The sequence below is a fragment of the Thioalkalivibrio sp. ALE16 genome (assembly GCF_000381305.1).
Taxonomy (GTDB): Bacteria; Pseudomonadota; Gammaproteobacteria; order Ectothiorhodospirales; family Ectothiorhodospiraceae; genus Thioalkalivibrio.
In genome coordinates this window covers 53,062-72,520 of record NZ_KB906354.1, presented here as the reverse complement: position 1 = coordinate 72,520, position 19,459 = coordinate 53,062, and the positions used below count along the sequence as shown (strand labels likewise).

Here is a 19,459-nt window from a genome sequence, read left to right as displayed (position 1 = left end):
CCCGGGCTGTCGCGGGCCGCCCATCTCGGTCATCATGGGTACAGGATCACCGGGGCTACATGCCTATGGAAACCGGATACGCCAGGGAGACAGGTGGCCGCGCCGAGCAGCAGGATGCGGTGACCGTGCTGCACGGTCCCGACGGGCAAACTGCGTTGCTGCTGGTGGCCGATGGCATGGGCGGCCACGAGGGCGGGGCGCAAGCGTCGCGCACGGCCGTGGCGACGGCCGAACGCCTGTGGAATCGCTGCGCGGGGCGGACCGCGGATGGCCCCGCCCTACTGGAGAGCCTGTTCCAGGAGACCCATGCGGCCCTGCTGGAACAAGGCGGCGCCGATCCGGCCCAGCGTCCCGGAACCACACTGGTAGCCCTGTACGTTACGCCGGACTCGGCCTGCTGGGCCCATTGCGGCGACAGCCGCCTGTATCACATCGAGGGGGTCCGCCTGCAGGGCCGCACGCACGACCACACACGGGTGCAGCAGCTGGTCGACCAGGGGATGATCCGCGAGGCGGAGATGGCTACGCACCCGGAGCAGAATCGCTTGCTGCAGGGTCTGGGCGTGGTCGATCCCATACAGGTCGACCATGACGCGGCGCCCGTGACCGCCCAGACCCGCTTCCTGCTGTGTTCCGACGGCTTCTGGGAACAGTTCGCGCCGGACGCGATCGTCGAACTGCTGGACCATCCCGATCTGGGCACCGCGACCACCGAGGCGGCCCGCGAGGCGGCGCGGCGCGCCGGGCCCGGCGGCGACAACGTGGCGCTCGCCACCTGGCGGGCGGCGCGACCCCGTGGCCGATTCTGGCGCCGGCACCTGAAGGCCCGTATCCAGCCGACGCTGGCGCTGTTGCTACTGCTCGCCGCGGCGCTGGCGATCCTGCTGTGGCCGCTGGACTGATGCCGATCGTATACTCCGGGCGCCGCACCGCGCCCGAACCGAAGATCTTGCCATGACGCAGTTCCGCACCTTGCCTTTACGCCTCGTTCTGCTCGCCGCACTGGCCGGGCTGCTGCCCGGTTGCGCGCAGTTGCAGGGGGTATTCAACCCGGATGCGGAGGCCGAGGAAGAAACGGCGCCTGCGGAACCCCCCGCGCCCGAACCGGCAGCGGAAGAACCGGAGATCGAACGTCTCGAGATCGCCGAGATCGTGCAGCTCCTGCAGCGCGGCGAGATGGACCGGGCACAGGTCGCGCTCGACCGGGTCCTCGCGGACGAGCCGCGGAACCACGCCGCCCGTCATCTGCGCGAGCAGCTTTCCGGGGATCCGCGGGCCATGCTCGGCGAGGCGCATTTCGAGCACACGGTGGAACCCGGTGAGACCCTGGCCCGACTGGCCCGCGAACACCTGGGGGATGCCAACCGCTTCGTGATCCTCGCTCGGTACAACGACCTCGAGCGCCCGGACCGATTGCTGGTCGGGCAGCGGCTGCGCATCCCCCGAGACGCATCGGATCTGCCACGCGGCACCAGCGACCTGGACGATCAGCTGACCGCGCTGGATCCGGATGCCGCCCCCGGGGTGGGCGAGGACGGCCTGCGCCGGGCGATTGAGGCCGATCTGGCTGCGGAGCGTTACGGCGCGGCCCTGGAGGTCGTGGAGCGGGCCCGGCAGCGCCCCGAGGCGGAGACGCAGTGGGCCGACTGGCTGGAGCCCCTGGCGCGCGAGGCCGAAACGGGCCACTGGTACCAGCGCGGTCTGGAGGCCCGGTCAGCCGGGGACACCGCAGAGGCGCTCGAGGCCTTCGGCGAGGTGCTCGCGCGGGACCCGCAGCATTCCGGCGCCCGCCAGCACCACGCCGAACTGGAGCAACAGCACAAGGAGGCCCTCCATGCAGAGGCCATCGTGCGCTACCGCAACCAGGACCTGGATACCGCGATCGCGCTGTGGGACGAGGCGCTGGCGATCGACCCCGAGTTCGAGGCGGCCCGCGGGTACCGGCTGCGCGCGCTGGAACTGCAGCGCCGGCTGGACGCCCTCGACGGTTAAGGAAACACTGATCCCTGTACACGCTCGCGCTCGAGTCGCTTTTGCGTGCGTTTAATGCGCGGTGACCGCCATGCAGTCATTCTGCACAAGGGAGCCGCAACGCCGTTCGCGCACCCGTTTTTGATAGCAACGGGGGGCCGAGCCCCTTCGGGGTTGGTACCCCAGGTTTTCCGATTCTGCGTTGCGCCCCAAATCCATCCGAAACGGGCCGGTAGAACCACTACCCGCTGCACGATGCGCCTGGTCTCGGAAAACCTGGGGTGCCAACGCGAGCGTGTACAGGGATCAGTGTTTCCTTAGTCGGTTCCGGTCCGTCTCGGGGCCGCCTCGGACGGCAGATCCTCGGGGGCCAGTTCCTGGGTCCGGTCCCCGGCAGATGCTGCGTGGCCGGTGCCGGGTTCGCTCACCCCGTCCGTGCGCCGCTTCATGCGCGCCTCCAGCGAATCCGCCATCGCGTTGTAGGCACTGAAGACACGTTCGAAGTCATCCCGACGCCGGGCCCGGATGCGCGTGTCCAGCCGTCCCTGACCGATCTGGTCCAGGGCCCCGCGCAGGCGGTCCAGGGGTTCCTGCAGGCGCCGGGCCAGGACGTAGGCCCCCAGCAGCACCGCGAGCAACGTGACCAGGGTGAGCATCAGCAGGGCCATGAACGTGGCCTCGTTGGCCGCACGCAGCGACCCGGTGGACAACCCGACCTGGAGCTGGCCGATGTGGTGATCCTGGTAGCGCACCGGGGCCTCGAACAGGAACAGCTCCCCGCCATCCGGCCCGGCCACGGACCACACGGCCTGGCCGTCGCGGCGCTGGAGGAGATGCTCCTCGGGCGGCGGCTGATACGGCTGGCCCATGGCCTCGGGATCGCTGCTGGCCACCACCCGTCCGCGATGGTCCGCCACGCTCAGCAGGGCGATCTCGCGGTTGGCCTGCATGTCGCGCAGGCGGCCCTGGACCGCGATGGTGTCCTCCAGCAGCAGGTCCTCGGCGCTCTCCACCGAGATGATCTGGGCGAGCGTGGAGCCATAGTCGAAGGCCAGGTCGGTCATCACCGCATTCTGCTTCTGGTGGACCAGGGCCCCGCCGACGACCAGCGTGACCGCGACCAGGACCCCCATCACCGCCGCCCAGCGCAACCGCAACGGGACGATGCGGCGGCCCGCCCCGGCCCGCTCACGTTCGCTGCGTTGCTCTTCGATGCGTTCGAGGTCCACCAGCAGTTCGCCCGCCGACTGATAGCGCTGGTCCGGGTCTTTCGCCAGCAGGCGCAATACCAGCTCGACCAGTTCCTGCGGGCAGTCGCGCACGATGACTCGGGGTGACGGTACGGGGTCCCGGACCACCCGGGTCAGCAGCGTCTCGACATCGTGGCCACGAAACGGCGTGGCGCCGGTCAGGAGTTCGTACAGCACCACGCCGACCGAATACAGGTCGGCCCGCGCATCGGTGGGCTGGCCGCGCACCTGCTCCGGGGCCATGTAGTGTGGGGAACCGGCGACATAGCCATCATCGTCGGCCCGCCAGTCGGGATCGCTGAGGGTGCGGGCGATGCCGAAGTCCATCACCTTGATATTGGCCGTGGCGCTGGTGACGATGATGTTTTCCGGCTTGATATCCCGGTGCACCACACCATGCCGGTGCGCGTAATCGAGCGCTTCCACCAGCTGGATGGCGATCTTCAGGACATTGCGCAGCAGCAACGGACGGAACTGGTCGGCAAATTCCGCGAGCGTGATTCCGTCCAGCAGCTCCATCGCGATGAACGGCTGGTGATCCGACTCGCCGACATCGAAGATGGTAACGATACCCGGGTGGGTCAGCGTGCCGGCCGCGCGGGCCTCGGCCAGGAAGCGCCGGCGATACTCGGGGCGGCAGGCGTAGTCGGGCTGCAGGGATTTGATGGCCAGCGGCCGGCGGATGTCCGGGTCGTAACCACGTTGGATCACGGCCATCGCACCGCGACCGATCTCCTCGCCGACCCCGTAGCGCCCGATCCGCTGCATGGGGGAGCCGGGCCCGGCCCTCAGGCTGTCTCGAGCAGGATGCGCGCGATCACCGCCAGCACCAGGACCACGACCGCGATACCGAGCCAGCGCCAGCGCGACCGGCGGCCACCACCGGGTCGGGCATCGGAGCCGTCATCGCGGCGGCGGAAGACGAACTCGGCACGCCCGAAACGGACATGGTCGCCGTCCTTCAGCACGGCCTCGTGCACCTTCTCGTCGTTCACCCAGGTCCCGTTGGTGGAGAGCAGGTTGACCACCCGGCACTCGCCCCCGTCGTTGACCAGCCAGGCATGCTGCGAGGACACGCTGCCCTCCTGCAGGACGATGTCGTTGTCCGCCTGGCGACCGACCGAGCGCTTGCCCGGCTTGAGCGTCAGGCGCTGCTGGCCGAAGGGCTCGGAGAGCCCCACCAGCACCGGATGGCCACCGGGCGGGGTCTCCTCGCCGGCGGGATCGGCTACCGCCTCCGGCTCGGGCACGGCCTGCCCCTGAAACAGCATCGTGCCCTGCGGCCCGCTGCGGCCGGCATCCCTGCGTCGTCCCTGATCGCTCATACATCCCCCTGCTTCTCGAGCCGTGACCCGGCCCTGCTCTTCGGGCTTGCACCCGGTCGAGTATGCACGGGCTGCACGCGCCAAAACAACGAATGCGTCACAGCATGAGGCGGCCTGCTATGCTCCGGAGACCCACCCGTCACGACCAGCCAACACGACAAGGAGTCTGAACATGGAACAGGACGCAACCAGCACGGCCGACCTCCGGGGCCTGATCGAGCCGCTCGTTCGCGGGAAATTTAAGGGCGACGCTTAGCCATTCGCGCCCTCGCGTTGGCGCCCCATTTTTTCCGAGACCAGGCGCGGCGCGCAGCCGGTAGTGGTGCTACCGGCAAGTGACGCAACGCAGGATCGGGGAAAATGGGGCGCCAACCCCGAAGGGGCTCGGCCGATTTTGCCCGCTGACGGCGTTGCGGCTCTTTTGTGCAGAGTGACTGCACGGCAGTCACCGCGCCTTGTCAGCACGCAAAATCGACTCGAGCGCGAGGGCGCGAATGGCTAAGCGTCGCCCTGAATGCAGCTGATCGGCATCATGCTGATCATCTCCGGCGTACTCACCGCGCTGTCGATCATCGGCATCATCATCGCGTGGATCCCGATCTGGGCCGGCGTGGTTCTGATGCAGGCCGCCGGTGCCTCCCAGCGCGCCTTCGAAAGCGGCGACCCCGAGGCGATCAAGTACGCGCTCGGGCGCCTGCGGATCTACTTCACGATCTTCGGTGTGCTGCTGCTGATCTACCTGATCCTGATGGTGCTGGGCATGATCTTCGGGATCGGCGCCGGACTGATGGGTATGGGGGGCATGAGCGGCGCCATGTAGGTACCCTCGCCCGGGGCTCGGGCCAGAAAAGGAGTCAAGGCTTGGATAACACCAGGCGCCCACGGGCCCTCTGGGACCCGCTGCACCGGGAAGACACCGCGGTTCAACAGGCGTTCGACGCCTGGCATCGCCAGGCGCGTATCCCGCAGGTCCGCTATGTCGCGCTGCTGACGGCCCTGATGTACCTCCTGTTCAGCGCCGTCGAACAGTCTGTGGCGGCGGACCTGCACAGCGAACGGCTGGTCGCGCATGCGATGCTGGTGCCCGGCCTGCTGCTGGCGGTGGCCGCGATGAGCCTGCGGGCCCCCCTGCAACGGCCGATGTGGGCCCTGCTGATGGTAGCGCCGGTGATCGCGAATGGCGCCAATCTCTATCTGAACACCGGGTCGCCGCAGTTCCTGGTGTTCGCCCCCGAGATCTACCTCAGCATCATGTGGACCTTCGCAATATCGGGCCTGCCGCTGCGCCCGGCCACGATGGCCGCCACCGCCATCGTGGCGCTGGTGATTGTCGCCGCCTTTCGCGATCCCATGCAGGGCGAGCTGATCCAGCTGCATCTCCTATGGGTGCTGGCCGCCTTCAGCTTCGGTGCGCTGAGTGCCTTCATGCTGGAGCATGCGCGCAAGCACAGCTTCCTGCAGCAACGCCAGCTGGAACGCTCGGCGCAGGTCGACGAGCTGACCTCGCTATGGAACCGCGCCCATATCGAGCGCCTGTTCGAGGCGGAGCGGGCCCGCACCGAGCGCTACGGCGAACCGTTCTCGGTGATCCTGATGGACATCGACCACTTCAAGGCGGTGAACGATACCTGGGGGCACAGTGCCGGTGACCGCGTGCTGCGACAGTTCGCGGACCTGCTGCGCCAGAATCTGCGCGAGGTGGATGCGATCGGCCGGATCGGGGGCGAGGAGTTCTTCGTGCTGCTACCGCAGACGTCCGTCGCGCAGGCACAGGGGGTCGCCTATGACCTGCAGGCCCGTATCAATGCCTTCGACTTCGAGACGGTCGGGCGGCGCACCGCGAGCTTCGGCGTGACCGAATACCGGCCGGGTGAAAGCCGGGTCGACACCTTTGATCGTGCCGACCAGGCCCTGTATGCGGCGAAGGAGAACGGCCGTGACCGCATCGAGGTGCGGTAGGGCGTCCTGACCCGGGCCAGCCCCGCTGGCCTACACCTCGCGGTAGATCTTCGCGCCCTTCTCGACGAACTCGACCGCCTTTTCCTGCAGGCCCTTCTTCAGGGCCTCGTCCTCCGAGATGCCCTGGGCCGCGGCGTAGTCGCGCACGTCCTGGGTGATCTTCATCGAGCAGAAGTTGGGGCCGCACATGGAGCAGAAGTGGGCGACCTTGTGCGCCTCCTTCGGCAGGGTCTCGTCGTGGAATTCGCGCGCGCGCTCCGGGTCCAGCGCGAGGTTGAACTGGTCCTCCCAGCGGAACTCGAAGCGCGCCTTGCTGAGTGCGTTGTCCTGCAGCTGGGCGCCGGGGAAGCCCTTGGCCAGATCGGCGGCGTGGGCGGCGATCTTGTAGGTGATGATGCCGTCGCGCACGTCCTGCTTGTTGGGCAGGCCCAGATGTTCTTTCGGTGTCACGTAGCAGAGCATCGCGGTGCCGTACCAGCCGATGTTGGCCGCGCCGATGCCGGAGGTGATGTGGTCGTAGGCCGGGGCGATGTCGGTCACCAGCGGGCCGAGGGTGTAGAACGGCGCCTCGAAGCAGTCCTCCAGCTCCTTGTCGACGTTCTCCTTGACCTTCTGCAGCGGGACATGGCCGGGGCCCTCGATCATCACCTGCACGTCGTGCGCCCAGGCCTTCTGGGTCAGCTCGCCCAGGGTCTCCAGCTCGCCGAACTGGGCGGCATCATTGGCGTCGGCCAGGCAACCGGGGCGCAGGCCGTCCCCCAGCGAGAAGGAGACGTCGAACGCCTGCATGATCTCGCAGATCTCGTCGAAGTGGGTGTAGAGGAAGTTCTCCTGGTGATGCGCCAGGCACCACTTGGCCATGATCGAACCGCCGCGGGAGACGATGCCGGTCACGCGGTCGGCGGTCAGCGGCACGTACTGCAGGCGCACGCCGGCGTGGATGGTGAAGTAGTCCACGCCCTGTTCGGCCTGCTCGATCAGGGTGTCGCGGAACAGCTCCCAGGTCAGGTCCTCGGGCTTGCCGTCGACCTTCTCCAGCGCCTGGTAGATCGGCACGGTGCCGATCGGTACCGGCGAGTTGCGCAGGATCCACTCGCGGGTCTCGTGGATGTTCTTGCCGGTGGACAGGTCCATCAGGGTGTCGCCGCCCCAGCGCGCGGACCACACGAGCTTCTCCACCTCTTCCTCGATCGAGGAGGTGACCGCGGAGTTGCCGATGTTGGTGTTCACCTTCACCCGGAAGTTGCGGCCGATGATCATCGGCTCGAGCTCGGGGTGGTTGATGTTCGCGGGGATGATCGCGCGGCCGCGGGCGATCTCGGCGCGCACGAATTCAGGCGTGATCTCGTCCGGGATGGAGGCGCCGAATGACTCGCCGGCGTGCTGGCGCAGCAGCTTCCGGTAGCGCGGGTCGGCGCGCAGCGCCTCGAGGCGGTTGTTCTCGCGGATCGCGACGAACTCCATCTCCGGGGTGATGATGCCCTTGCGGGCGTAGTGCATCTGCGAGACGTTCGCGCCGGCCTTCGCCCGGCGCGGCGGGCGGATGTGCTCGAAGCGCAGGCGGGCCAGCTCCGGGTCGGCGGCGCGGGCGCGGCCGTACTCCGAACTCGGGCCGTCCAGCCACTCGGTGTCCGCGCGTTCGTCGATCCACGGGCCGCGCAGGTCCGCCAGGCCCCGGTGCAGGTCGATGCTCGCCTCGGGGTCGGTGTAGGGGCCGGAGGTGTCGTACACCGGGATCGGCGGGTTCTCCTCGGGCGTGCCGGAGGTCATCGTCGGCGTCTGCGCGACCTCGCGATACGGCACGCGGATGTCCGCGCGCGACCCCTCGACGTAGCGCTTCTCGGAGTTCGGGAACGGGCGGGTGACCTCCGCGGAGACCTCGGCGGTCTTGCGGGCAAACGACTCGGGGATGGCGCTCATGATCGGACCTCTGCTGTCGCGTGAGGCGAAGGGAGCGCGGGCAGGGCGATCGCGGGGGCAGGGACCCCGGGTACAGCAGACCGTTGACCGAGCTTCCCTCCGCCGGTGTTAACCGGTTCAGGTTCAAGGGGACTCTCTCAGCCCGCATCCACGGCGGGCACCCCCAGCTCTGATCCAAGAGTCTAGCGCAGAACGGCGGCCTCGACACGAACAAGTCCGCGCGGGCCACGGTGTTTTGCGTTAGATTATGGCTTTGTGACAACCTTCGCGCCGCCATGTCCCCCAAGAACTTCGTCTTCGAGCTGTTTGGCCGTTCCCCGGTGCGCCCGCTGCAGGCGCACATGGAGAAGATCCGCGCCTGCATCGCCGAGCTCCCCCCGTTCATGGAGGCCATGGCGCGCGATGACTGGGAGACCGCGCGCGAGCAGCAGCGCAAGATCGCGAAGCTGGAGCGCGAGGCCGACCGCCTGAAGAAGGACCTGCGGCTGCACCTGCCCAAGGGCATGATGCTGGCGATGTCGCGCCGCGACGTGCTGGATACCCTGCTGATCCAGGATCGCATCGCCAACATGGCGAAGGACATCGCCGGGCTGATGCTGGGCCGCCAGATGCAGTTCCCCGACAACATGCGGGAACCGATCAAGCGTTTCCTCGACCGCAGCGTGGATGCGGTCGATCAGGCCGGTCGGGCGATCAACGAACTGGACGAACTGGTGGAGGCGGGTTTCCGCGGACACGAGGTCGAGGTCGTCAACGGCATCCTTACCGAACTGGACCAGATCGAGCACGAATCCGACGAGGCCCAGCGCGAGGTGCGCGAGATCCTGTTCGCCCAGGAGGCGGAGCTGCCCCCGGTTAACGTGATCTTCATGTACCGCGTGATCGACTCGATCGGCGAGCTGGCCGACCTGGCCCAGCGTGTAGGCAGCCGCCTGCAACTGATGCTGGCGAAGTAACAGGCCATACCAAGTAAGGAACCGAGGACCGCATGGAATACAGCACCCTGTTGCTCGGCCTTGCAGTGATCTTCGGCCTGTTCATGGCCTGGGGCATCGGCGCCAATGACGTCGCCAATGCGATGGGTACCTCGGTCGGCTCGCGCGCGCTGACCATCCGCCAGGCGGTCTTTGTCGCCGCGATCTTCGTATTCTCCGGGGCCTGGCTCGCCGGCGGCGAGGTCACCCAGACCATCCGCAGCGGGATGGTCGACTCCAGCCTGATGGCGGACAACCCCGAACTGCTCGTGTACGGGATGCTGGCGGCCCTGGCGGCCGCCGGGAGCTGGCTCCTGGCCGCGTCCTATTTCGGCTGGCCAGTCTCCACGACCCACTCGATCATCGGGGCCATCATCGGTTTTGCCGTGGTCGGGCTGGGCTTCGAGGTCGTGCGCTGGGAGCGCGTCGGGACCATCGCGATGTCCTGGGTGGTGTCGCCCATGGTCGGCGGCATGATTGCGTTTGCCCTGTTCCGCAGTGTGCAGATCCTGATCCTGGACACCGTCGATCCGCTGAAGAACGCCAAGCGCTGGGCCCCGCTGTACATCTTCCTGACGGCCTTCGTCACCGCCCTGGTCACGATGTTCAAGGGACTGACCCATGTCGGGCTGGACCTGACGACGCTGCAGGCCTATGGCTTCGCCACCCTGGTAAGCGCGGTGGTGGTCGTGCTCGGGATGATGGCGATCCGCCGCCTGCGCTTCGACGACCCCACGGGCGTGGGCGAAGAGGGCTCCCATTTTGCCAATGTCGAGAAGGTGTTCGGCGTCCAGATGGTGGTGACCGGCTGCGCGATGGCCTTCGCCCTGGGCTCCAACGACGTCGCCAATGCGGTGGGGCCGCTAGCCGCGGTCGTGGACGTGATCCAGACCGGCGATGTGAGCACCGAGACGGTCGTGCCGATGTGGGTGCTGCTGCTGGGCGGGTTCGGGATCGTCTTCGGCCTGTTCACCTACGGCCACAAGGTCATCGCGACCGTCGGCACCGGCATCACCCAGCTCACGCCCAGTCGTGGCTATGCGGCCACGGCCGCGGCGGCGGCGACCGTGGTGCTGGCCTCGGGCACCGGCTTGCCGATCTCCACCACGCACACCCTGGTCGGCGCGATCCTCGGGGTGGGCCTGGCGCGCGGGATCGCCGCGATCAACCTGGGGCTGGTGCGGATGATCTTCCTGTCCTGGATCGTGACCCTGCCGGCCGGGGCCATCCTCGCGGTGGTCTACTTCTACATCCTGCGCGGCATCCTCGGGTAAGCTCGGGGCATTCATTCCACACCCCGCACGCATTCCGTCCGGTCAGGACGAACAACTCAGCTGGATGCCGCTGGCCCACGCCGGGGGCAGATCGGCATAGGCCTCGAACTCGGGCTGCTCGTCGAACGGCCGGGCGAGAATCCGCTGCAGGCGCTGCACCTCGGAGGGATCACCGGCCTCGGCCCGCTCGATCGCGGCCTGCGCCAGGTGGTTGCGCAGGATGTACTTCGGGTTGACCGCGTTCATCGCCGCCCGGCGCGCATCCGCCGCCCGGGCTTCCTGCGCCAGGCGTGCCTGGTAGCGCGACCACCATGCCTGCCAGGCGTCCCGATCCTCCAGTTCCAATTCCAGCTGCGCGCGCGTCTCCGCCTGCTCCAGATCCGGCAACTGGCGGAAAAAGCGGGTGTAGTCCACGCCCTCGGCCGCCATGCGGGCCAGCAGGTCCTGGATCAGGGCCTCGTCGCCTTCCTGCGCCGCCTGCAGGCCGAGTTTCGCCCGCATGCGCGCGAGCCAGGCACGGCGGTACTGCGGCTGGAAATCCTGCAGCAAGGCCTTGGCGCGCTCGATCGCCGCCTCCCGGGTAGGGTCGGCGAAGTAAATCACCAGGGTCTCGGCCAGGCGGATCAGGTTCCACTGCGCGATCTGCGGCTGCTGATCGAAGGCGTAGCGCCCGCCCTGGTCGGTGTGGTTGCAGATGTAGCTGGGGTCGAAGGCATCCATGAAGGCGAACGGACCATAGTCGATGGTCAGCCCGGCCAGACTCATGTTGTCGGTGTTCATCACCCCGTGACAAAACCCGATGGCCTGCCAGTCCGCGATCATCTCCGCGGTGCGTCCAATCACCGCCTCCAGCATCGCAGCCACCGGATCTTCGGCATCCACCAGCTCCGGATAGTCGTGCGCCAGGGCATAGTCGATCAGCTCCTGCAGGCGCGCGCTGTAGCCGTTGTAGTGGAAGTACTCGAAATGGCCGAAGCGGAGGAAGGACGGCGCCGCCCGCAGCACGATGGCCCCCGGTTCGATGCGCTCGCGATAGACCCGCAGACTGGAACCAAACAGCGCCACGGCCCGCGTGGTAGGCACACCCAGCGCCGCCATCGCCTCGGAGACCAGGTACTCGCGCACCGAGGACCTGACAACCGCACGACCGTCCGCCCCTCGCGAGTACCGGGTTGGCCCAGCCCCCTTGACCTGCAGTTCCCAGGTCTCGCCCCGGGCGGTTCGGACCTCGCCGAGCAGCTTGGCGCGACCATCCCCCAACTGTGGCACGAATACTCCGAACTGATGACCGGCATAAACCGATGCCAGGGGTTCGGCGCCCGGCAGCTCGCTCCCCCGGGTACAGACCCCCAACCACGGATCGCGCTCCAACGCGGCCGGGTCCAGGTCCAGGCGATCGCACATGTCGGGGCTTGCGGCCAGGCAGTTGGCGCCGGGAAACGGGGCCGGGGCGGGCCGGTCATAAAAAGCCTCCGGCAACCGGGCGAAGCGGTTGATCCACTCCAGTTCCGTATCGGGGAGGTCAGATTGTGCAGGGTCGTGGACCGACATGGGGCAGCTCGGCAGGTTGCGGTGTCAGGGGTTATCATGCGCGTCGCAACGACCCCGGTTCAGGAACCCACGGCGGTCGCACGTTCATTCCCCGGCCGGGGCCCGTGGCCACCGGCCGTCCGCATGCATCCCGGAGGCAAGCCCCGTGTCCGAACAAGACAACCCCAAGCCGCAGAACCTGAAGACCAGCGAACGCCTGGTGTGGCTCGGCTTCATGCTGTTCTTCGTGGTCGTGCTGGCGATCTACATCGCCCGCGGCAACGGTCTGGAACAGGATCTGTCGGAGGCCAACCGCGACCTGCTGCAGGCGCAGATGCAACTGCAGCAGTACACCCGCCACGAAGTCCCGCGCCCGGTGGAACTGGGTCTGACCAACGCCCACATCCAGGACCTGCAACGCCGCGGCATGGTGCGCCCGAATGAGCGCCTGGCCGACGACCTGATGCCGCAGACCGACCTGATCCCCCACGAGGCCCCGGCGGGCGAGGAATACGCCTTCCGCCGCGACGGCATCCACGTACTCAACCACCAATGGGTGCTGGCGAACTTCGAGGGTGACTCCGCGCATGGCCAGTTGCTGCTGGCCTACGAGGTCGTCCACGGCAACGTGCACTGGGAAGTGCTGGAGTCCACGCTGGATCGCAGGTAAGGCTCGCGGCGAACGGGGTCGCGCTCTCCCCGTGTCCGTCCGGCAAGGCCCTCTGCGTCAGGTATCCGCGCGGGCCAGCGCGGCCAGGTGTTCGCGCGCCGCTGCGGCCTGGCGGCGGACCTGGTCCGGGGCGGTCCCCCCGGTGAGGTTGCGCGCCGCCGCCGAGCCCTCCGGCGTCAGCACCGCGAAGACATCCTCGCCCACCGCCGGGCTGATCGCCTGCAGCTCTGCCAGCGGCAGCTCCGCCAGATCCACCCCGCGTTCCTGGGCGATGCGCACCGCCCGGCCGACCACCTCGTGGGCGTCGCGGAAGGCCACGCCCCGTCCGACCAGGTAGTCCGCCAGGTCGGTCGCGGTGGCAAAGCCCTTGCGGGTCGCGGCCAGGGTATTCTCCCGCCGCACCTCGAGGTTCGGCACCATGTCGCCGAAGGCGCGCAGCGACCCGAGCAGGGTATCGACGGTGTCGAACAAAGGCTCCTTGTCCTCCTGGTTGTCCTTGTTGTAGGCCAGCGGCTGGCTCTTCATCAGGGTCAGCAGGGACATCAGGTGGCCATAGACGCGGCCGGTCTTTCCGCGCACCAGCTCCGGCACGTCCGGGTTCTTCTTCTGCGGCATGATCGAGGAACCGGTGCAGTAGCGGTCCGGTAGCTCGATGAAGGCGAACTGGGCGCTGGTCCACAGCACCAGCTCCTCGGCCTGGCGCGACAGGTGCATCATCAGGGTCGCCGCGGCCGCGGTGAATTCGATGGCGAAATCACGATCGGAGACGGCGTCCAGGGAGTTGCGGGTCACGCCATCAAAGCCCAGCAAGTCGGCCGTGTATTCGCGATCCAGCGGATACGGCGTACCGGCCAGCGCGGCCGCGCCCAGCGGCAGGATGTTCACCCGACGACGCGCGTCACGCAGGCGCTCGGCATCGCGCTCCAGCATCTCGTACCAGGCCAGCATGTGGTGGCCGAAGGTGACCGGCTGCGCGGTCTGCAGGTGGGTGAAGCCCGGCATCACCGTCTCCGCCTCGCGTTCGGCCAGGGCGACCAGACCGTCCTGGTAGCCGCGGATCAGGCGCAGGATGTCGTCGATGCTCGCACGCAGCCACAGCCGGATGTCGGTGGCGATCTGGTCATTGCGCGAGCGCCCGGTGTGCAGCTTCTTGCCGACGTCACCGATGCGCTCGATCAGCCGTGCCTCGATGTTCATGTGCACGTCCTCGCGCCCGACCTGCCAGTCGAACGCACCGGCGGCGATCTCGTCGCGGATCGCGTCCAGCCCCTCGAGGATCTGCGCGGCCTCGTCGTCGGTCAGCACCCCGACCTTCGCCAGCATGCGTGCATGGGCCTGGGAGCCCTGGATGTCCTCGCGATACAGACGGCGGTCGAACGCCACCGAGGCGGTGAAGCGCTCGACGAAGGCATCGGTCGGCTCGGAGAAGCGTCCGCCCCACAGCTTGGCCTCGCCGGAGGCGGCGGGTGTGGCGGCTGGCTTGTCGTGCGGGGAATCCTGCGTCATGGTGCTTCCTGAAGGGACTTGGAAAGACACGGAAGTATACGGGCACAAAGGGGGGGTGAACATGGCACGACCACGTCCCCGGAACGAGGCCCGGTACCAGGGGAGCAACTGACGCATGGCCCAGGGGGACTCCGCCAGGCAGACCAACGGGGAGCTGTCGCCGCTGCCGGACTTCTGCAGCGCGGAGACCCTGCTGCGGGTGCTGATGGTCGCCGTGCTGCTGGCGCTGGCGATCGCCCTGCTGCGCGGTGGCGGCCAGGACTGGCTGTCGGCCCTGGCGCTGCACGCCCTGTTCATCTTCTGGGTGGCGCTGACCAGCCTTCTGATCCTGTGCGCCCTGAAGCGCCCGCTGCACCGGCTCCCCCTGATCGCCCAGATCGTGCTGCCGCCGCTGGTGCCCATCGCCAACACGGCCATTGTCTATCGTCTGGCGGAGGAGCTGGTGCTGGCCGACCCGGCCCTGCGCTGGCCGGTAATCGGTGTGGCGACCATCCTCAGCCTGGTGGCGATGCACTACCTCTACCTGCAGGCGGCCTGGCAGCGCGAGACCCGGGCCGTAGCCGCGGCCCGCGAACAGGCGATGCGCGCCCGCCTGCGCCCGCACTTTCTCTACAACAGCATGAACACCATCGCCGGCCTGTGCCGCAGTGACCCGGAACGGGCGGAGCAGATCACCCTGGATCTGGCGGACCTGTTCCGCGCCACCTTCGCCACCGGGGACCGCCACTCGCTGCGCGAGGAGCTGGAGCTGGTCCGCGCCTTCCTCGGGATCGAGCAGACCCGCTTCGGCGAGCGCCTGGAACTGGACTGGGACTGTCCCGACCATGCCGGGCTGGACGTGCCGGTGCCCACGCTGTTCCTGCAGCCGCTCGCGGAGAACGCCATCCAGCACGGGATCGCCCCGGCGCGCGGCGCGGGCCGCATCTGGGTACGCTGCCGCATGGACTCGGGCCGGGTGACGCTGATCCTCGGCAACAGCGTGGACGCGCAGGCCCGCGGCGAGGGTACCGGGACCGGCACCGAGGCCGTGCGGCTGCGACTGCAGCATGCCTTCGGTGAACGGGTACACTTCGAAACCGAGGGGGGCGACGGGGCGTTCGAGGTCCGCATCCGGCTGCCCCTCGCGACCCGGGAGGGAACCCCATGAACGACCGCCCACTGGACTTGCTGGTCGCCGACGATGAACCCATCGCCCGCCAGCGCCTGAGCGCCCTGGCCCGGGAGCTGGGGCATCGGGTGGTGGCAGAGGCCGCGCACGCCGGTGAGGTCGAGACGCGCCTGCGAGACCACACGCCAGATGCCCTGCTGCTGGACATCGACATGCCCGGCGAAACCGGGCTGGAGCTCGCGCGGCGCCTGCATGCCGCCGACCCGGGGCTGACCGTGATCCTGGTCACCGCCCATGATCGCTTCCCGCTGGAGGCCTTCGAGGCGGGGGTGCGCGACTATGTGCTGAAGCCGGTACGCCGCGAACGGCTGGAACAGGCGCTGCAGCGCGCGGTGCAACAGAAGCAGGGGCGGGTCGAAACCTTTCCCAACGAGGTGCACATCACGGTGGGTCGGCGCGAGGAGCGCGTCCCGCTGGAGCGGGTCGATATCTTCATCGCCGAGGGCGGCTACGTGATGGCGCGTTCCGCGCGCCTGGCGGGTTTTGTGGATGGCCGCCTGCGGGATCTGGAGAGTCTCTACGGCCCGGCGCTGTTGCGGGTGCACCGCGGCTGCCTGGCGGTGAAGGCGTCGATCAAGGGGATCGAAACCCTCGGACCTACCGACAACCGCCTGTTGTTCCACGACGACCTGGACCCGATGCCGATCAGCCGCCGCCAGCTCCCGCGGGTGCGCGAGTACCTGCGCAACGGCACCTGACTACCTGGCCCGCCCCGGACATCCGGCGGATCAAGGCCGGGGAAACGCGCGGGATTCGGGGCCGACCGCCATGATCGTTATACTAGTGCGTTTTGAACGCCCGGCCGCCCGCGCCGTGGCTCGCCCGGACGACCCATGAAGCCAGTACGCATCGCCACCCGAAAGAGCCCGCTTGCCATGTGGCAGGCGGAACATGTCGCCGCCCGCCTGCGCGCCCGCGAACCCGAGCGTCCGGTCGAACTGGTCGGCATGACCACCCAGGGCGACCGCGTGCTGGACTCGCCGCTGGCCCGGATCGGCGGCAAGGGGCTGTTCGTGAAGGAGCTGGAGATCGCGCTGTTGGAGGACCGCGCCGACATCGCGGTGCACTCGGTGAAGGACGTGCCGATGGAGCTCCCGGAGCAGCTGGAACTGCCGGTGATCCTGGACCGCGAAGACCCGCATGATGCGTTCGTGTCCAACCGCTACGCCCATGTCGACGAGCTGCCGCAGGGCGCGCGGGTGGGCTCCTCCAGCCTGCGCCGCCAGTGCCAGCTGCGGGCCCGGCGACCGGACCTGGAGGTGCGCGACCTGCGCGGCAACGTGAACACGCGCCTGGGCAAGCTGGATGCCGGCGAGTACGACGCGATCCTGCTGGCTGCGGCCGGGCTCAAGCGCCTCGGGTTCGACGAACGCATCCGCTCCTGCCTGGAGCCGGACGTCAGCCTCCCGGCGGTCGGCCAGGGGGCCATCGCCATCGAATGCCGCGCGGGCGACCGCGCGATCGGCGACCTGATTGCGCCTCTCAACGACCCCGACACCGCCGACCGCGTGCGTGCCGAACGCGCCTTCAACCGCCGTCTGGAGGGCGGCTGCCAGGTGCCGCTGGCGGCCCATGCCACGCTGGACGGTGACCAGCTGCACCTGGACGGACTGGTGGGCGCGGTGGATGGCAGCCGCCTGCTGCGCCGCCAGGTGGACGGGCCGCGCGGCGAGGCCGAGGCCCTGGGGATTCGCCTCGCGGACATGCTGCTGGAACTGGGGGCGGGTGAACTGCTCGCGGCCGCCCACCGCGAACACGGCCAGGACACAAAGGGGTAGACGCATGACCGCATCCGCAGACGAGAACGCCGTGGCCACCGAGGGTCAGGGTCCGCTGGCCGGCCTCGGCATCCTGGTGACCCGCCCGGCCGCCCAGGCCGAGCCCTTTTGCGAGGCGCTGGCGGCGGAGGCCGCAACGGTGATCCGTTTCCCCGTGCTGGAGATCCTGGCCCCCAGCGACCCCACCAACCTGCGGGAGATCCTGGAGCGGCTGGAGGACTTCGACATCGCGGTGTTCATCAGCCCGAACGCGGTGCAGCGCGTACTCAACCTGGCACTGGCGGAGCGCGACTGGCCGGCGACCACGCAGATCGCCGCCATCGGTAACCGCACCGCGCAGGAGCTGAAGGGCTTCGGTCGCCCGGCGGATATCCTGCCCCCGCGGCGTTTCGACAGCGAGGCGCTGTTGGCGCAGGAGGCCATGCAGGACGTGGCCGGCAAGCGCGTGGTGATCTTCCGCGGGGACGGCGGGCGCGAGCTGCTGGGCGACACGCTGAAGGAACGCGGCGCCGAGGTGACCTTTGCCGAGGCCTACCGCCGCGGACGCCCCGAGGGCGATACCGGCGAACTGATGTATTCCTTCTCGCGCGGGCAGATCGACATCATCACCATCACCAGTGGCGAGGGCCTGCGCAACCTCTACGAGATGGTCGGCAAGCTGGGCCGCATGTGGCTGCGCAAGACCCCGCTGGTGGTCGGCAGCGAGCGCATCGCCGAGATCGCGCGGGAACTCGGCTTCAAGGCCGCGGTGGAAACCGCCGAGGACCCCACCGACACCGCCATGCTGGCCGCCGTCCACCGCCTGGCAGACCAACTACGCACGGACCGCACCTGATCATCCACCACGACAAGAGCCTTTCACAGGAAGACTGGAAGATCGGAAGGTTCTACAGCTTGGGCGTTGACCAAACGATCAACGCCTTGCAAGCACCAGCGTCAGGGAACTCTCTGATGCCCCCAAGAAATCTTCCTGTCTTCGCGTCTTCCTGTTCAGGCTTTTCGCCCTTGAATTTCTTCGTGCCTTCGTGCGCTTCGTGGTGAACAAGCCCTGCGAACGCCGGCGAATTTACTCGGCCGGGGTGGCGGGCTCGAAGCTGTCGTAGTAGAGCTGCTCCTGCGGCAGGCCGGCGGCGCGGAAGGCCTCGCGGGCGGCGTGGATCATGGCCGGAGGCCCGGCCATGTAGACGTCGAAGCCGGACAGGTCCGGATATTCAGCGAGCACCGCGTCGTGCGGCCAGCCGCTGACCGCGGCAAAACCGGCGGCCGTCTCGGCCGGGGTATCGGACAGGACCGGCGTGAAGCGGAAATACTCGGCGTGCTCGTCCGTCATTCGGGTGAGCCAGTCCGGGGCATAGATGCCTTCCGCCGCGCGCGCGCCCCAGAACAGGTGGTGCGGCCGATCCAGCCCCTCCGCGGCCAGGTGATCCAACATACCCTTCAGCGGTCCGAAACCGGTGCCGCCGCCGACGAACAGGCGCGGCCGCGGCGATTCCTCGTCGACGAAGAAACTGCCGAGCGGGCCCTCGATGCGCAGCAGGGCCTTGGGCTTGAGCTCCTCGAACACCATGGTGGAGAAACGCCCGCCCGGCATCTGCCGCACGTGTAGAACCAGCTGGGCATCGTCATGCGGGGCGTTGGCGAGCGAGTAGCTGCGGCGGTCGCCGCCCTTCAGCAGCACGTCCAGGTACTGCCCGGCCAGGAACTGCAGGCGTTCGGTGGCCGGTAGCTGCAGGCGCAGCTCCATCACATCGTCCGCGAGGCGGTTCAGCTCCGCCACACGGCACGGCAGGGTCTTGACGACGATATCCCGGGCGGCGCCGATCTCGCGCACCTCGATCTCCAGATCGTCCACCGGCACGGCCTGGCAGAACAGGGCCATGCCGTCGGCCAGTTCGGCGTCGGTGATGCCCTGCGGCCGGGTCGGGCCGTGATCGACTTCGCCCTGCAGGACCCGCCCCTTGCAGGAGCCGCAGGCGCCATTGCGGCAGCCGTAGGGAAACGCGTAGCCCTGGCGCAGGGCGGCCTCGAGCACGGTCTCGTCGTCCTCGACCTCGAACACGTGGCCACTGGGCTGAATGGTGACATCGAACGCCATGGAAACCCCCGGTCGCGGAAAGCCGAACATTCTCGCCAA

The 19,459-nt window shown here is 68.4% G+C and carries 16 protein-coding genes, 1 pseudogene and 1 riboswitch; of the genes and pseudogenes, 11 read left to right on the top strand and 6 right to left on the bottom strand.

Going from position 1 to position 19,459, the window contains the following annotated elements; genetic code table 11:
- Positions 1-65 precede the first annotated feature (65 nt).
- Both F627_RS0100375 and F627_RS0100370 read left to right on the top strand, forming a co-directional pair.
- Entirely contained in the window at positions 66-902 is an 837-nt protein-coding gene (locus F627_RS0100375) for a PP2C family serine/threonine-protein phosphatase (protein ID WP_019582956.1), read from the top strand.
- 52 nt (positions 903-954) lie between these two features.
- Positions 955-1,992, top strand: coding sequence for a LysM domain-containing protein (locus F627_RS0100370; RefSeq protein WP_019582955.1), 1,038 nt, complete (start codon positions 955-957; stop codon positions 1,990-1,992).
- Positions 1,993-2,288: 296 nt separating this feature from the next.
- Here F627_RS0100370 and F627_RS0100365 read toward each other — a convergent pair whose 3' ends face one another.
- Positions 2,289-3,989, bottom strand: coding sequence for a protein kinase (locus tag F627_RS0100365; RefSeq protein WP_019582954.1), 1,701 nt, complete (start codon positions 3,987-3,989; stop codon positions 2,289-2,291).
- A gap of 20 nt (positions 3,990-4,009) precedes the next feature.
- Complete coding sequence (locus F627_RS0100360) at positions 4,010-4,492, bottom strand: FHA domain-containing protein (protein WP_018867585.1); 483 nt, start codon at positions 4,490-4,492, stop codon at positions 4,010-4,012.
- A 568-nt stretch (positions 4,493-5,060) separates the two neighbouring features.
- On the opposite strand from F627_RS0100360, the pseudogene F627_RS0100350 reads away from it, so the two are divergent.
- Together F627_RS0100350 and F627_RS0100345 are read left to right on the top strand one after the other, a co-directional pair.
- Positions 5,061-5,366: pseudogene (locus F627_RS0100350) on the top strand (DUF5362 family protein); the annotation flags it as partial.
- 41 nt (positions 5,367-5,407) lie between these two features.
- Positions 5,408-6,505, top strand: coding sequence for a diguanylate cyclase (locus F627_RS0100345; RefSeq protein ID WP_019582952.1), 1,098 nt, complete (start codon positions 5,408-5,410; stop codon positions 6,503-6,505).
- Positions 6,506-6,535: 30 nt separating this feature from the next.
- On the opposite strand, the gene thiC is transcribed toward F627_RS0100345, so the two are convergent.
- Positions 6,536-8,425, bottom strand: a complete 1,890-nt coding sequence (thiC, locus tag F627_RS0100340) for a phosphomethylpyrimidine synthase ThiC (RefSeq protein WP_019582951.1) — start codon at positions 8,423-8,425, stop codon at positions 6,536-6,538.
- A gap of 77 nt (positions 8,426-8,502) precedes the next feature.
- Positions 8,503-8,600, bottom strand: a riboswitch (TPP riboswitch).
- A 100-nt stretch (positions 8,601-8,700) separates the two neighbouring features.
- On the opposite strand from thiC, the gene F627_RS0100335 reads away from it, so the two are divergent.
- Both F627_RS0100335 and F627_RS0100330 read left to right on the top strand, forming a co-directional pair.
- Positions 8,701-9,381, top strand: a complete 681-nt coding sequence (locus tag F627_RS0100335; RefSeq protein WP_018867589.1) for a TIGR00153 family protein — start codon at positions 8,701-8,703, stop codon at positions 9,379-9,381.
- Between the two features lie 32 nt (positions 9,382-9,413).
- On the top strand, positions 9,414-10,673 hold the full coding sequence (locus F627_RS0100330; RefSeq protein WP_018867590.1) for an inorganic phosphate transporter: 1,260 nt from the start codon (positions 9,414-9,416) through the stop codon (positions 10,671-10,673).
- A gap of 42 nt (positions 10,674-10,715) precedes the next feature.
- On the opposite strand, the gene F627_RS0100325 is transcribed toward F627_RS0100330, so the two are convergent.
- Entirely contained in the window at positions 10,716-12,224 is a 1,509-nt protein-coding gene (locus tag F627_RS0100325) for a YdiU family protein (RefSeq protein WP_019582950.1), read from the bottom strand.
- A 145-nt stretch (positions 12,225-12,369) separates the two neighbouring features.
- On the opposite strand from F627_RS0100325, the gene F627_RS0100320 reads away from it, so the two are divergent.
- The gene (locus F627_RS0100320) at positions 12,370-12,873 is read left to right on the top strand and encodes a hypothetical protein (protein WP_018867592.1); all 504 of its coding nucleotides are present in this window, start codon (positions 12,370-12,372) and stop codon (positions 12,871-12,873) included.
- Between the two features lie 57 nt (positions 12,874-12,930).
- Here the strand turns inward: F627_RS0100320 and argH are convergent, their stop codons facing one another.
- Positions 12,931-14,379: an argininosuccinate lyase gene (gene argH / locus F627_RS0100315; protein ID WP_018876803.1), complete on the bottom strand. Its 1,449-nt coding sequence runs from the start codon at positions 14,377-14,379 to the stop codon at positions 12,931-12,933.
- 115 nt (positions 14,380-14,494) lie between these two features.
- Between argH and F627_RS0100310 the strand changes: the two genes are divergently transcribed.
- From F627_RS0100310 to F627_RS0100295, 4 genes are all read left to right on the top strand, one after another.
- Positions 14,495-15,526, top strand: a complete 1,032-nt coding sequence (locus F627_RS0100310) for a sensor histidine kinase (RefSeq protein ID WP_019582949.1) — start codon at positions 14,495-14,497, stop codon at positions 15,524-15,526.
- Complete coding sequence (locus tag F627_RS0100305; RefSeq protein ID WP_019582948.1) at positions 15,523-16,245, top strand: LytTR family DNA-binding domain-containing protein; 723 nt, start codon at positions 15,523-15,525, stop codon at positions 16,243-16,245. Before F627_RS0100310 ends, F627_RS0100305 begins: the two co-directional genes overlap by 4 nt.
- Positions 16,246-16,380: 135 nt before the next feature.
- On the top strand, positions 16,381-17,325 hold the full coding sequence (hemC, locus tag F627_RS0100300; protein ID WP_081618404.1) for a hydroxymethylbilane synthase: 945 nt from the start codon (positions 16,381-16,383) through the stop codon (positions 17,323-17,325).
- A gap of 4 nt (positions 17,326-17,329) precedes the next feature.
- A complete protein-coding gene (locus F627_RS0100295; RefSeq protein ID WP_019582947.1) occupies positions 17,330-18,160 on the top strand; it encodes a uroporphyrinogen-III synthase in 831 nt (276 codons plus the stop codon).
- 231 nt (positions 18,161-18,391) lie between these two features.
- On the opposite strand, the gene F627_RS0100290 is transcribed toward F627_RS0100295, so the two are convergent.
- Positions 18,392-19,420, bottom strand: a complete 1,029-nt coding sequence (locus F627_RS0100290; protein ID WP_018876801.1) for a CDP-6-deoxy-delta-3,4-glucoseen reductase — start codon at positions 19,418-19,420, stop codon at positions 18,392-18,394.
- Positions 19,421-19,459 lie beyond the last annotated feature (39 nt).